Below are 12399 nucleotides of genomic sequence, written 5' to 3'. Positions count from 1 at the left end.
CGCGGCCACGACAGGAGAGAGCAATGGCTGAGCTGACGATCCGGCCGGAGGAAATCCGCGCCGCTCTGGACAGCTTCGTGAAGTCGTACGAGCCCGAGGGCGCGGTCAGCGAGGAGGTCGGCCGCGTCACCGTCGCCGCCGACGGCATCGCCTACGTCGAGGGTCTCCCCGGCGCGATGGCGAACGAGCTGCTGCGGTTCGAGGACGGCACGCTCGGCCTCGCCCTGAACCTGGACGTCCGGGAGATCGGCGTCGTCGTCCTCGGCGAGTTCACGGGCATCGAGGAGGGGCAGGAGGTCCGCCGCACCGGCGAGGTCCTGTCCGTCCCCGTGGGCGAGGGCTACCTCGGCCGCGTCGTCGACCCGCTGGGCAACCCGATCGACGGTCTGGGCGACATCGAGAGCGAGGGTCGCCGCGCCCTCGAGCTCCAGGCGCCCGGCGTCATGCAGCGCAAGTCGGTGCACGAGCCGCTGCAGACCGGCATGAAGGCGATCGACTCGATGATCCCGATCGGTCGCGGTCAGCGTCAGCTGATCATCGGCGACCGGCAGACCGGCAAGACCGCGATCGCGATCGACACGATCATCAACCAGAAGGCCAACTGGGAGTCGGGCGACCCGAGCAAGCAGGTCCGCTGCATCTACGTCGCCGTCGGCCAGAAGGGCTCGACGATCGCGTCCGTGCGCGGCGCCCTCGAGGAGGCCGGCGCGCTCGAGTACACGACGATCGTCGCCGCCCCGGCGTCCGACCCGGCGGGCTTCAAGTACATCGCCCCCTACACCGGCTCGGCCATCGGCCAGCACTGGATGTACCAGGGCAAGCACGTGCTGGTCATCTTCGACGACCTGTCGAAGCAGGCCGAGGCCTACCGTGCCGTGTCGCTGCTGCTGCGCCGCCCGCCGGGCCGCGAGGCGTACCCCGGCGACGTCTTCTACCTGCACTCCCGTCTGCTCGAGCGCTGCGCCAAGCTCTCGGACGACCTGGGCGCGGGCTCGATGACCGGCCTGCCGATCATCGAGACCAAGGCGAACGACGTCTCGGCGTACATCCCGACCAACGTCATCTCCATCACCGACGGCCAGATCTTCCTCCAGTCGGACCTCTTCAACGCCGACCAGCGCCCGGCGGTCGACGTCGGTATCTCCGTCTCCCGAGTCGGTGGTGACGCGCAGATCAAGGCGATGAAGAAGGTCTCCGGCACGCTGAAGCTCGAGCTGGCGCAGTTCCGCTCGCTCGAGGCCTTCGCGATGTTCGCGTCCGACCTCGACGCGGCGTCGCGCGGCCAGCTGGCCCGCGGTGCGGTGCTGATGGAGCTGCTCAAGCAGCCCCAGTACACGCCGTACCCGGTCGAGGACCAGGTCGCGTCCGTGTGGGCCGGCACCAAGGGCAAGCTCGACGACGTCCCCGTCGAGGACGTCAAGCGGTTCGAGTCCGAGATGCTCGACCACCTGCGTCGCCACACCTCGGTGCTCTCCACGATCGCCGAGACCGGCAAGCTCGAGCAGGACACCGAGGACGCGCTGGCCGCGGCCGTCGAGGACGTGCGCAACGGCTTCCTCAAGGCCGACGGCACCCCGCTCGTCGGCGGCGACGACGAGGGCGACTCCGCGGACGTCGAGCAGGAGCAGCTCGTCGTGCAGAAGAAGGCCTGAGCATGGCCGGTGGAGCCCAGCGCATCTACAAGCAGCGGATCAAGTCGACGCAGTCGCTGAAGAAGATGTTCCGCGCGCAGGAGCTGATCGCGGCCTCCCGCATCGGCAAGGCGCGGGCGCGCACCGCCGCGGCGTCGCCGTACGAGCGTGCCATCACCCGCGCGGTGTCGGCCGTGGCGACGCACACGTCGACCAAGCACCCGCTGACGAGCGAGCGCCACGACACGGACCGCGTCGCGGTCCTCGTGATCGCCTCCGACCGCGGCATGGCCGGCGCCTACTCGGCGTCGATCATCCGTGAGACGGAGCGCCTCGTCGCGCAGCTGCAGGGCGAGGGCAAGCAGGTCGCGCTCTACGCGACCGGCCGGCGCGCCGTCTCGTACTACGGCTACCGCGGGCGCCAGCTCGCGGGGCAGTGGTCGTACGGCTCGGACAGCCCGGACTCGGACGTCGCCGGCGAGATCGCCGACACCCTGCTCGGGGCGTTCCTCGCCCCGGCGGACAAGGGTGGCGTCGGTGAGCTGCACGTCGTCTACACGCAGTTCGTCAACATGGTCACGCAGCGGCCGCGCGTCGTGCGGATGCTCCCGCTCGAGGTCGTCGAGGGCGTCGCCGCACCCGGCGAGCACGAGACGTTCCCGCTGTACGACTTCGAGCCGTCGCCGGAGAGCGTCCTCGACGCCCTCCTGCCGCGCTACGTCCGCAGCCGCATCTTCAGCTTCATGCTCGACGCCGCGGCGTCGGAGCTGGCCGCGCGCCAGCGGGCGATGCACACGGCGACGGACAACGCCGAGGACCTGATCCGCACCTACACGCGCCTGGCGAACCAGGCTCGCCAGGCGGACATCACCCAGGAGATCAGCGAGATCGTCTCGGGTGCCGACGCCCTCGCGGCGTCATGACGCCGGCCATGGCAGCAGCCCAGCCGGCTCTGACGACCGTACTGACATCCGCAACGTTCCTTTCGAAGCGAGGCAAGCAATGACCGCCACCACCGTGGAAGCCCCGGTCGAGCACCAGAGCGGACCCGGCGTGGGCCGTGTCGCGCGCGTGATCGGCCCCGTCGTCGACATCGAGTTCCCCGAGGACGCGATCCCCGACATCTACAACGCCCTGACGGTCGACATCGACCTGTCGTCGCAGGGCGAGGGGGAGAAGTCCTTCACCCTCATGCTCGAGGTCGCCCAGCACCTCGGCGACTCCCTGGTCCGCGCGATCGCGCTGAAGCCGACCGACGGCCTCGTGCGCGGCGCCGCCGTCACCGACACGGGCGCGCCCATCAGCGTGCCGGTCGGCGACATCACCAAGGGCAAGGTCTTCAACGTGACCGGCGACGTCCTCAACCTCGCCGAGGGCGAGAAGCTCGAGGTCACCGAGCGCTGGCCGATCCACCGCAAGCCCCCGGCCTTCGACCAGCTCGAGTCGAAGACCGAGATGTTCGAGACCGGCATCAAGTCGATCGACCTCCTCACCCCGTACGTGCAGGGTGGCAAGATCGGCCTCTTCGGTGGTGCGGGTGTCGGCAAGACGGTCCTCATCCAGGAGATGATCCAGCGCGTCGCGCAGGACCACGGCGGCGTGTCCGTGTTCGCCGGTGTCGGCGAGCGCACCCGTGAGGGCAACGACCTCATCGCCGAGATGGAGGAGGCCGGCGTCTTCGACAAGACGGCCCTGGTCTTCGGCCAGATGGACGAGCCGCCGGGCACGCGCCTGCGCGTCGCCCTGTCCGCGCTGACGATGGCGGAGTACTTCCGCGACGTGCGCAAGCAGGACGTGCTGCTCTTCATCGACAACATCTTCCGGTTCACGCAGGCCGGCTCCGAGGTGTCGACCCTGCTGGGCCGCATGCCGTCCGCGGTGGGCTACCAGCCCAACCTGGCCGACGAGATGGGCCTCCTGCAGGAGCGCATCACCTCGACGCGTGGTCACTCGATCACCTCGCTGCAGGCGATCTACGTGCCGGCCGACGACTACACCGACCCGGCGCCGGCGACCACGTTCGCCCACCTGGACGCGACGACCGAGCTCTCCCGCGAGATCGCGTCGAAGGGTCTGTACCCGGCGATCGACCCGCTGACCTCGACGTCCCGCATCCTCGACCCGCGCTACGTGGGCCAGGAGCACTACGACGTCGCCACCCAGGTGAAGTCGATCCTGCAGCGCAACAAGGAGCTGCAGGACATCATCGCGATCCTCGGTGTGGACGAGCTCTCGGAGGAGGACAAGACGGTCGTCGCGCGTGCGCGTCGTATCCAGCAGTTCCTCTCGCAGAACACCTACATGGCGAAGAAGTTCACCGGCGTGGAGGGTTCCACCGTGCCGCTGAGCGAGACCATCGAGGCGTTCAAGAAGATCGCCGAGGGCGAGTTCGACCACATCGCCGAGCAGGCGTTCTACAACATCGGCGGCCTCGAGATGCTCGAGGAGAACTGGGCCCGGATCCAGAAGGAGTACGGGGCCTGACGGTCTCGTCCCGCCGCGTCGCCCCCCCCGGGGGGACAAGCCCCCCCCCGGGGGCGCCGCCCCCCGAAGCAAACCCCCCCCAAGGGAAGATGTCATTGGTGTTTGAGGGGCTGTCTAAGTTCTGGTCGTGGGGCTTGGTGTTCTCGTCCGCGGGGGCGGCCGGGCGGTGGCCGCCGACGGGGGGGGGGGCCCCCCGCGACCGCCTGACGAACCCCGCACGATCGGAAAGAGGACATGGAGATGGCAGAGCTGAACGTGGACCTCGTCGCGTCCGACCGCAAGGTCTGGTCCGGCGCGGCGCGCGAGGTCAGCGCCCCGTCCGTCGAGGGCCAGGTCGGCATCCTCGCCGGCCACGCCCCGCTCCTCGCGGTGCTGCGCCCGGGCACGGTCAAGGTGTCGACGGCCCAGGGGACCGCGGTCGAGGCGCACGTCACCGGCGGCTTCGTCTCCGTCGACGGCGACCTCGTGACGATCGTCGTCGACGAGGTCTCGGAGCTGTCCGGCCGCGAGCCGGCGCTGCGCTGAGGCAGGTGCCGGTGGCGTACGTCGTCTGGACCGCGGTGGCTCTCGTCGTCGCGCTCGGACTGGTGCTCGCCGCCGGCGCCTCCCGCCTGCGGACCCTCTCCCGGAGGGTCGGCTCCTTCCCCTGCCACGCCCGGCCCGCGGACGACCCGCAGGCCGCGTGGATGGTGGGGATCGCCCACTACGCCGTGGGCCGTATCGACTGGTGGCGCGGGTGGTCGCTCGCCCCGCGCCCGGCGCGCGTCTGGCGACGCGACGGGCTCTCGATCACCGGCCGCGCCCCGCTCGACCAGGCCGGCCAGCCCGACCAGGTGCTGGTGCGCTGCCGCTACGACGGCACCGACTTCGAGCTGCTGATGTCCTCCGGTGCCTATGCCGGGCTGGCGTCGTGGCTCGAGTCCGCGCCCCCGGGGCGCCGCGACCTGGTCCTGTAGGGTCCTGGGGCGCCCTCCGCGGCGCCCGCTCCGCAGCACCCGCCACGAACGAAGAGGGGGACCGTGCGTCTCGTCGTCGCCCGCTGCTCGGCCCGGTACACGGGCCGGCTCACCGCCCACCTGCCGCTGGCCACGCGGCTGCTCGTCGTCAAGGCCGACGGCAGCGTGCTGCTGCACTCCGACGGCGGCTCGTACAAGCCGCTCAACTGGATGAGCCCGCCCTGCTCGACGGCGGTCGGCGAGCCCGACGACGAGGCGCGCGAGCGGGGCGTCACCCAGGTCTGGACGGTGCAGCACCAGAAGTCCGACGACCGGCTCGAGATCGAGCTGCACGAGGTGGAGCACGACTCGGCCCACGACCTCGGCGTCGATCCCGGCCTCGTCAAGGACGGGGTCGAGGCGCATCTGCAGGAGCTGCTGGCCGCCCAGATCCACCATCTCGGCGCGGGCCACACGCTGGTGCGGCGCGAGTACATGACGGCGATCGGGCCGGTCGACATCCTCGCCCGCGACGCGTCCGGCGCGACCGTGGCGGTCGAGCTCAAGCGCCGCGGCGACATCGACGGCGTCGAGCAGCTGACGCGCTACCTCGAGCTCCTCAACCGCGACCCGCTGCTCGCCCCCGTGCGCGGGGTGTTCGCGGCCCAGGAGATCAAGCCGCAGGCGCGCGTGCTCGCGACGGACCGGGGGATCGAGTGCCTGGTGCTCGACTACGACGCGATGCGCGGCGTCGACGACGTGGACTCGCGCCTCTTCTGAACCCCCCGGGGGTTTGTCAGGAAGGTTTCGCAATTCGTTCGCCGTGCGGCAGGATTGGCCCATGAGCGCTGCCACTCCCACGGTCCCCGTCTCCGAGCCCGGCGCGCCGGTCGCGCTGCGCGGTCGTGTCGTGACCCCGCAGGACGACGTCGAGGACGGCGCGATCGTCCTGGAGGACGGCCTCGTGCGCTGGGTGGGACCCGCTGCGGCGGCCGAGCACGCCGACCCCGAGGTCGCCGCCGCGGTGGCCGCGGTGGTCGTCCCCGAGCCGGGCACGGTGCTGCTGCCCGGATTCGTGGACCTGCACAACCACGGCGGGGGCGGAGTGGGCTTCCCCGACGCGACGACCGCCGACGAGGCCCTGGTCGCGGTGCGGGAGCACCGCCGGCACGGCACCACGACGATGCTCGCGTCCCTCGTCACGGCCGACCGCGAGACCCTCCTGGCCCGGGCCGCCCTTCTGGCCGACCTCGCCGACGCGGGCGAGATCGCGGGGATCCACGCGGAGGGTCCGTTCCTCTCGCACGAGCGGCGTGGCGCGCAGAGCCCGGACGACCTCCTGCCGGGTGACACCGGCCTCGTGCGCGACCTGGTCGAGGCGTCGCGGGGGCATCTGCGCACCATGACCGTGGCTCCCGAGGTCGACGGCGTGGTCGGGCCCGACGGCGCGGCCGCGGCACTGGTCGCCGCGGGGGTCGTGCCGTCGCTGGGGCACACCGACGCCACCACGGAGCAGTCGGAGGAGCTCGTCGCGGAGGTGGCCGCGGCCCTCGCCGCCGCCGCCGAGGCGGGCGAGGCCCCGGTGCGCGAGATGACCGCCACCCACCTGTTCAACGGGATGCGTCCGCTGCACCACCGGGCGCCGGGGCCGATCGCCGCGTGCCTCGCGGCCGCCGCCCGCGGCGAGCTCGTCGTGGAGCTGATCGCCGACGGCGTCCACCTGGCACCCGCGACCGTGCGCACGGTCGTGGAGACGGTCGGGGCCGACCAGGTCGTGCTCGTGACGGACGCGATGGCGGCCGCCGGCATGGCGGACGGCTCCTACGAGCTGGGGCCGATGGCGGTGACCGTGCGCGACGGCGTCGCCCGCCTCGCCGACCCGGACGACCCGGACGGCGGCGCGATCGCGGGCGGCACGGCGCACCTCGTCGACGTCGTGCGCGACGCCGTCGGGGCGGGCGTCCCGCTCGTCGACGCGGTGCGCTCCGCGTCCTGGGTGCCGGCGCGCGTGCTGGGTCTCACCGACGTCGGCGGGCTCGTCGTGGGGCGGCGGGCCGACGTCGTCGTCGCCGACGGCGACCTGCGGGTGCGCCGCGTGCTGCGCTCGGGCGTCGAGGTCAGCTGAGCTCCGGTCCCGCAGAGCCGGCCCCCAGCACGCGGTCCGACGCGCCGCCCCGACCGATGGCGCGTCGGCCCGCGTGCCGAGAGGGCTTTGCTCTCGGGGGAGGTGAGTCGGTAGCGTTGTTGAAGCGCTTCGACAGAGAGGCGTGACCCGAGCCGCACCGCCGCGGCGCCCCGAGGAGGACCCGTGGACGTGCCTGCCTTCCGTGACCACCGCCTGCCGGCGCCCGAGCGCGCCCGCGACCTGCTCTCCCGGCTGTCGCACGACGAGCGCGTCGCGATGCTCCACCAGCACGCGCCAGCCGTCGAGCGCCTCGGGCTCGCGCCGTTCCACACCGGCTGCGAGGCCCTGCACGGCGTCGCCTGGCTGGGGGAGGCGACCGTGTTCCCGCAGCCGGTGGGGCTCGCGGCGACGTGGGACGTCGACCTGCTGCGCCGGGTGGGGGACGCGACCGCGTCCGAGGTGCGGGCCAAGCACCACGCGGACCCGTCGGTGAGCCTCAACGTCTGGGCCCCCGTGGTCAACACGCTGCGGCACCCGGGGTGGGGGCGCAACGAGGAGGGCTACTCGGAGGACCCGCACCTCACCGCGCACCTCGCGACGGCGTACGGCCGTGGCCTGCGGGGCGAGCACGAGCGGGTGTGGAAGACGGTCCCGACCCTCAAGCACTTCCTCGCGTACAACAACGAGACCGACCGGTCGTCGACGAGCTCGAACCTCGACCCGCGCACCCTGCACGAGGAGGAGCTGCCCGCCTTCCGGGAGCCGATCGAGACGGGGGCCGCTGGCGCGGTGATGCCGTCGTACAACCAGGTGAACGGTGTGCCGGCGCACCTCCAGGGCGAGCTGTTCGACGAGCTGCGGTCGTGGGCGCCGGGTTCCGTCGCGCTGGTCTCGGACGCCGCGGCTCCCGCCTTCCTCGTGACGCTCCAGGACGCGGCGCCCGACCGGGCCACGGGGAACGCCGCGATGGTGCGGGCGGGGGTCGACTCGTTCACGGACGACGACGCCGATCGCGCACCCACGGTGCGGCGGATCGAGGAGGCCCTCGAGCGCGGCCTGCTCACCATGGACGAGGTCGACCGGGCCGTCCTGCGGCTCCTCGAGCTGCGGATCCGGACCGGCGAGCTGGACGGCGACCAGGACCCGTACGCCGCCCACGGCACGATCGACCCGCCCGAGCACCGACGGCTGGCACGGGAGGCCGCGGCCCGGTCCGTCGTCGTGCTGCGCAACGACGCCGGGACGCTGCCGCTCGCCGCCGGGTCGGTGGCCGTCGTCGGCCCGCTCGCCGACGACGTGCTCACCGACTGGTACTCGGGCACGCCCCCGTACGCGGTCACGCCCGCCGACGGGCTGCGCGACGCCCGCGGCGTCGACCGGGTCGAGGTCGCGACCGGGGCCGACCTCGTCGCGCTGCGCGTGGCGGCGACCGGCCGCTATGTCGCGGTGTCCGAGGACGGCGGCCGCGTGGTGGCCGACGCGGTGGCCGCGGACAAGACGACGCACCTCGCGGTGACCGACTGGGGCGACGGCGTGCTGACGTTGCGCTCCGGTGCGTCCGGCCGGCTGCTGACCGGCGCCGCCTGGCCGTTGCGGGCCGACGCGGACCGGGTGGGCGGCTGGGAGGTGCAGGAGAGCTTCCGCCGCCACGTCCACCCCGACGGCTCGTGGTCGCTGCTGCACCTCGGCTCGGGCCGCTGGGTGCGGGTCCAGCGGGACACCGGGGTGCTGTGCGCCGAGGGCCGGACGCTCGACGACGCCGCGCGCTTCGTGCCCCGGGTGCTGGAGTCCGGGGCCGCCCGCGTGGCCGAGGTCGCCGCACGCTGCGACGCCGTCGTCGTGGTGGTCGGGAACGACCCGCACCTGAACGGCCGGGAGACGCAGGACCGTCCCCACCTGAGGCTGCCCGACGCCGCCGTGGAGGTCTGGCGCGCGGCCGCCGACGCGAACCCCCGCGCCGTCCTCACGATCGTCTCGAGCTACCCCTACGTGCTCGGGCCCGGGTCCGACGACGCGGCGACGGTGGTATGGAGCAGCCACGGCGGGCAGGAGCTCGGGCACGGGCTCGCCGACGTGCTGACCGGTGCGGTGGAGCCCACCGGCCGCCTCGCCCAGACCTGGCCGGCGCGGCCGGAGCAGGCGGGGGACCTCTTCGACTACGACACCCGCCGCCAGCAGGTCACCTACCGGCACCTGCCCGCCGGCGACCTCGGGGTGCCGGCGTTCGCGTTCGGCCACGGGCTGACGTACGGCGACGTCGCGTACGACGGCCTCGACCTGTCGGCGGACGCCGTGGTGGCGCCCGCGCCGACCCGCGACCACCCGCCGCTGCACCCCGCGGACCCGTCCGCCCCCGGTGCCCTCGTCGCGCGCGTGACGGTGCGCAACGCCGGCGACCGGCCCGCCGAGGAGCTGGTGCAGGTCTACTCGCTGGGCGCCGAGGCGGTGGGGACCGCCACCCCGGTCCGCCTGCTGCTGGGGTACCGGCGGGTGCGCCTCGCGCCCGGCCAGGAGGCCGTCGTGGACGTCCCGGTCGACGTCGCCCGCCTCGCCGTCTGGGAGGCGCGCCCGGGGGGCGGGCCGCTCGACGGCGCGCTCCGCGTCCAGCCGGGGGAGTACGTCCTGGCGGCCGGGCCGTCGAGCGTCGACCTCCCCGCGCGGCGGCGCCTCACGGTGCAGGCCCCGACGGCGGACGACGGGTCGGTCGGGGGACGGGCACGGTGAGGATCGACCCGGAGGGCCGCACGGCTCAGGGCATCACCACGTTCGTCCTGTTCGTGGTCCTCAACGTCCTGTACCTCCTGGCCTGCCTGCCGCTCGTGACGATCGGCGCCGCCACCAGCGCGCTCCTCGAGGTGACGCTGCGGTACGCCGACGACGAGCGTGGGCACCTGGTGCGCGGTTTCGGCGTCGCCCTCGTGCGCAACGCCTGGCGGGGCACGGCGGCGCTGGTGGCGCTCGGGCTGCCGGCGGCGATGCTCGTGTACAGCGGGGTCTTCTGGCTCTCGCTGGCGAGCGTGCTCAGCGCCGTCGCCGGGGCGCTCGCGCTGCTCGGCGCCTGCTACCTGCTGGCGGCGCTGCTGTACGCGCTCGCGCTGGTCGCCTGGTTCGACGCGCCGCTGCGGCGGACGCTGCGCAACGCGCTGCTGCTGCCGCTCGTCGAGCCGGCGCGCACCCTTGTGCTGGTGCTGGTCCCGGTGGGTCCGGCCTGCCTGGCGCTGGTGGCACCGCAGACGCTCTTCCTGGGAGCGACGATCGGGTTCTCGTTCGGTGCGTACGTCTGCGCCTTCGTGCTGCACGGCGTCTTCCGTCGCCGCCAGGCGGACCCGTCGGAGCTCGAACCGGTGAGCCCGCACTCCGGGCAGTGATCCCGGCACCCCGCCGGGGACGACGAAGGGCTCGGGCGCCACGCCCGAGCCCTTCGCCGTGCGGCTACCGGTGACCGGTCACCGCCGCGGGGCCGTCACCCGAACTCCTTGGCGACCGCCACGCGGGCGTCGTTCTGCGCCTTGGCGTTCGCCATGTCGAACTCGAGCACCTTGGCGTAGCCGAGGCCCTCGACGGTCTTCTGCATGTCTGCCAGGAGCGAGTCGAACTCGGCGTCGCTCTTGGCGAAGACCATCTTCCAGGAGTGCTCGATGATGGCGGCCTTGACCTGGCTGCGGATCGCCTCCACCTCGGAGTCGTCCGTCGGGGCGGTGAAGCTCGAGCCTGGCGCGACGACGAGCTGGTCGTTGGCCTGCAGGTACTCCATCGTCGAGGTGGCGTCACCCATCCGGGCGCTCCAGTCCTCGGTCAGCGGGTTCGCGACCTGCTCCTGGTAGCTGGGCCAGAACGTGTAGTTGTACGGGGCCTCGGTCTCCGGGTTCACGTCCTTGGGCAGGACGGTCGACACGTTGAGCGTCGAGACGCCGTCCGTGTACGCGCCGCCGCCCCACTCGGCCGGCACGTCGGCGCCGCCCTCGCGGAAGACCTTCGTGCCGAAGTCGGTGAGCGCCGGCTCGCCGTCCTCGCCCAGCTCCCACGTGAGGCCCTCCGGCCCCGCGGCCGCGCCGGTCTGCGACGCGTTCATGTTGACGCCCTCGGGCGAGTACAGCCAGTCGATGAACGCCGCCAGGCGGGCCGGGTCCTCGGCGCCCGAGCCGATCCCGAGGATCTGCTTGCCGCCGTACACCTCGGCCCCGTAGGAGAAGATCTGCTGGTCCTGCAGCGGCGCGAGCTCGAAGCCCTTGCCGGCGCCCATGTTCTCGTCGGTGTTGTAGGCCGACTGCCCGAGCCACGGCCACCAGGAGAGCAGCACCTGCCCGTTCTGGTACTTGGTGAACATGGTGTCGTAGTTCTGGGTGGTGGACTCCGGGTCGACGAGCCCCAGCTGGTTGGCGTCGAAGTAGAACTTCAGGGCCCGGACGTACTCGGAGTCGGGGTCGACGATGCTCTGGTAGTCGGAGCCGTCCGCCTTCGCCAGGACGAAGCCCATCTCGTCGTACCCGTAGAGGGTGGCGGGCTGCTTGGCCGTGACCATCATGTTCCCGTCCCAGTCCTTGAACAGGGAGATGGCGTAGGCCTTCTGCCCGTTGTCGGCCTTGGGCTGCGCGTCCTGCATGTCCTTCAGGACGGGCAGGAGGTCCTCGAGCGTCCCGATCTCCGGGTAGCCGGCCTCGCCGTACAGGTCCCACCGCAGGTAGGGGCCGAACGTGGGCTCGAGGCCCTCGGACGGCTCGGTCGGCTTGAGGCTCGACACGGAGGTCGGGAAGCCGTAGACGCCCTCCTTGCCCTCGTTGAGGTGCTGGACCGCCGGGTCGAACTGCGCGACGTTCTTCATCGACCCGTAGTAGTCGGCGGCGTCCAGGAGGAGGCCGCCCTCCACGAGCTCGTCCATCTGCTGACCCTTGTCGACCACGACGAGATCACCCAGCTCGCCGCCCGAGACGCGGGTGTTGTAGAGGGTGTCACCGCCGCCCGCGACGTTGGGAGCGATGATGTTGAGCTCCATGTTGAACTTGTCCTTGACGATCTTCCCGAACCAGCCGCCCTGGGTCCCCATGTAGTTGGCGAGGCCGTCGTAGACGTCGACGGTGATCGGGTCCGCCTTGGACCAGTCCTGGTCGAGGCTCGCGGTGGTGGTCGAGTCGTCGTCCGACCCGCCGGGCGAGCAGGCCGCGAGCGACAGCACCCCGACCAGCGGGGCCACCACCATGGCGACCGATTTCCTGAGTTTCATGAC

At 72.5% G+C, this 12399-nt stretch carries 10 protein-coding genes; 9 read left to right on the top strand and 1 reads right to left on the bottom strand.

Annotated features, from left to right (window positions below; genetic code table 11):
* Window positions 1-23: 23 nt before the first annotated feature.
* The 9 genes from atpA (at window position 24) to ACFQ8E_RS20785 (ending at window position 10543) form a co-directional block, all read left to right on the top strand.
* Window positions 24-1652, top strand: a complete 1629-nt coding sequence (gene atpA, locus ACFQ8E_RS20825; protein WP_429767007.1) for a F0F1 ATP synthase subunit alpha — start codon at window positions 24-26, stop codon at window positions 1650-1652.
* A 2-nt stretch (window positions 1653-1654) separates the two neighbouring features.
* A complete protein-coding gene (locus ACFQ8E_RS20820) occupies window positions 1655-2554 on the top strand; it encodes a F0F1 ATP synthase subunit gamma (protein ID WP_430552473.1) in 900 nt (299 codons plus the stop codon).
* Window positions 2555-2633: 79 nt separating this feature from the next.
* Window positions 2634-4115: a F0F1 ATP synthase subunit beta gene (gene atpD, locus ACFQ8E_RS20815; protein WP_430552472.1), complete on the top strand. Its 1482-nt coding sequence runs from the start codon at window positions 2634-2636 to the stop codon at window positions 4113-4115.
* 240 nt (window positions 4116-4355) lie between these two features.
* The gene (locus ACFQ8E_RS20810) at window positions 4356-4640 is read left to right on the top strand and encodes a F0F1 ATP synthase subunit epsilon (RefSeq protein ID WP_430552471.1); all 285 of its coding nucleotides are present in this window, start codon (window positions 4356-4358) and stop codon (window positions 4638-4640) included.
* Window positions 4641-4651: 11 nt separating this feature from the next.
* On the top strand, window positions 4652-5071 hold the full coding sequence (locus tag ACFQ8E_RS20805) for a DUF2550 domain-containing protein (protein ID WP_429735124.1): 420 nt from the start codon (window positions 4652-4654) through the stop codon (window positions 5069-5071).
* 63 nt (window positions 5072-5134) lie between these two features.
* On the top strand, window positions 5135-5830 hold the full coding sequence (nucS, locus tag ACFQ8E_RS20800; protein WP_430552470.1) for an endonuclease NucS: 696 nt from the start codon (window positions 5135-5137) through the stop codon (window positions 5828-5830).
* Between the two features lie 61 nt (window positions 5831-5891).
* Window positions 5892-7175 carry an N-acetylglucosamine-6-phosphate deacetylase gene (locus tag ACFQ8E_RS20795; RefSeq protein ID WP_430552469.1) on the top strand — a complete coding sequence of 428 codons (1284 nt, stop codon included), beginning with the start codon at window positions 5892-5894 and terminating at the stop codon, window positions 7173-7175.
* 183 nt (window positions 7176-7358) lie between these two features.
* A complete protein-coding gene (locus ACFQ8E_RS20790) occupies window positions 7359-9899 on the top strand; it encodes a glycoside hydrolase family 3 C-terminal domain-containing protein (protein ID WP_430552468.1) in 2541 nt (846 codons plus the stop codon).
* Window positions 9896-10543 carry a DUF624 domain-containing protein gene (locus ACFQ8E_RS20785; protein WP_430552467.1) on the top strand — a complete coding sequence of 216 codons (648 nt, stop codon included), beginning with the start codon at window positions 9896-9898 and terminating at the stop codon, window positions 10541-10543. The genes ACFQ8E_RS20790 and ACFQ8E_RS20785 overlap by 4 nt, the downstream gene beginning before the upstream one ends.
* A gap of 95 nt (window positions 10544-10638) precedes the next feature.
* On the opposite strand, the gene ACFQ8E_RS20780 is transcribed toward ACFQ8E_RS20785, so the two are convergent.
* Window positions 10639-12396: an ABC transporter substrate-binding protein gene (locus ACFQ8E_RS20780; RefSeq protein WP_430552466.1), complete on the bottom strand. Its 1758-nt coding sequence runs from the start codon at window positions 12394-12396 to the stop codon at window positions 10639-10641.
* Between the last annotated feature and the right edge of the window lie 3 nt (window positions 12397-12399).

The sequence above is a fragment of the Isoptericola sp. NPDC056573 genome, from assembly GCF_042793335.1.
Classification (GTDB): Bacteria; Actinomycetota; Actinomycetes; order Actinomycetales; family Cellulomonadaceae; genus Isoptericola.
The sequence above is the reverse complement of the archived record's forward strand: the minus strand, read 5'-3'. Positions and strand labels throughout refer to the sequence as shown.

Bases quoted from the DNA above. Each gene is read 5' to 3' on its own strand.
- ACFQ8E_RS20820 (WP_430552473.1), top strand. From the start codon at position 1,655: ATGGCCGGTGGAGCCCAGCGCATCTACAAGCAGCGGATCAAGTCGACG.
- atpD (WP_430552472.1), top strand. From the start codon at position 2,634: ATGACCGCCACCACCGTGGAAGCCCCGGTCGAGCACCAGAGCGGACCC.
- ACFQ8E_RS20810 (WP_430552471.1), top strand. From the start codon at position 4,356: ATGGCAGAGCTGAACGTGGACCTCGTCGCGTCCGACCGCAAGGTCTGG.
- atpA (WP_429767007.1), top strand. From the start codon at position 24: ATGGCTGAGCTGACGATCCGGCCGGAGGAAATCCGCGCCGCTCTGGAC.
- ACFQ8E_RS20795 (WP_430552469.1), top strand. From the start codon at position 5,892: ATGAGCGCTGCCACTCCCACGGTCCCCGTCTCCGAGCCCGGCGCGCCG.
- ACFQ8E_RS20780 (WP_430552466.1), bottom strand. From the start codon at position 12,396: ATGAAACTCAGGAAATCGGTCGCCATGGTGGTGGCCCCGCTGGTCGGG.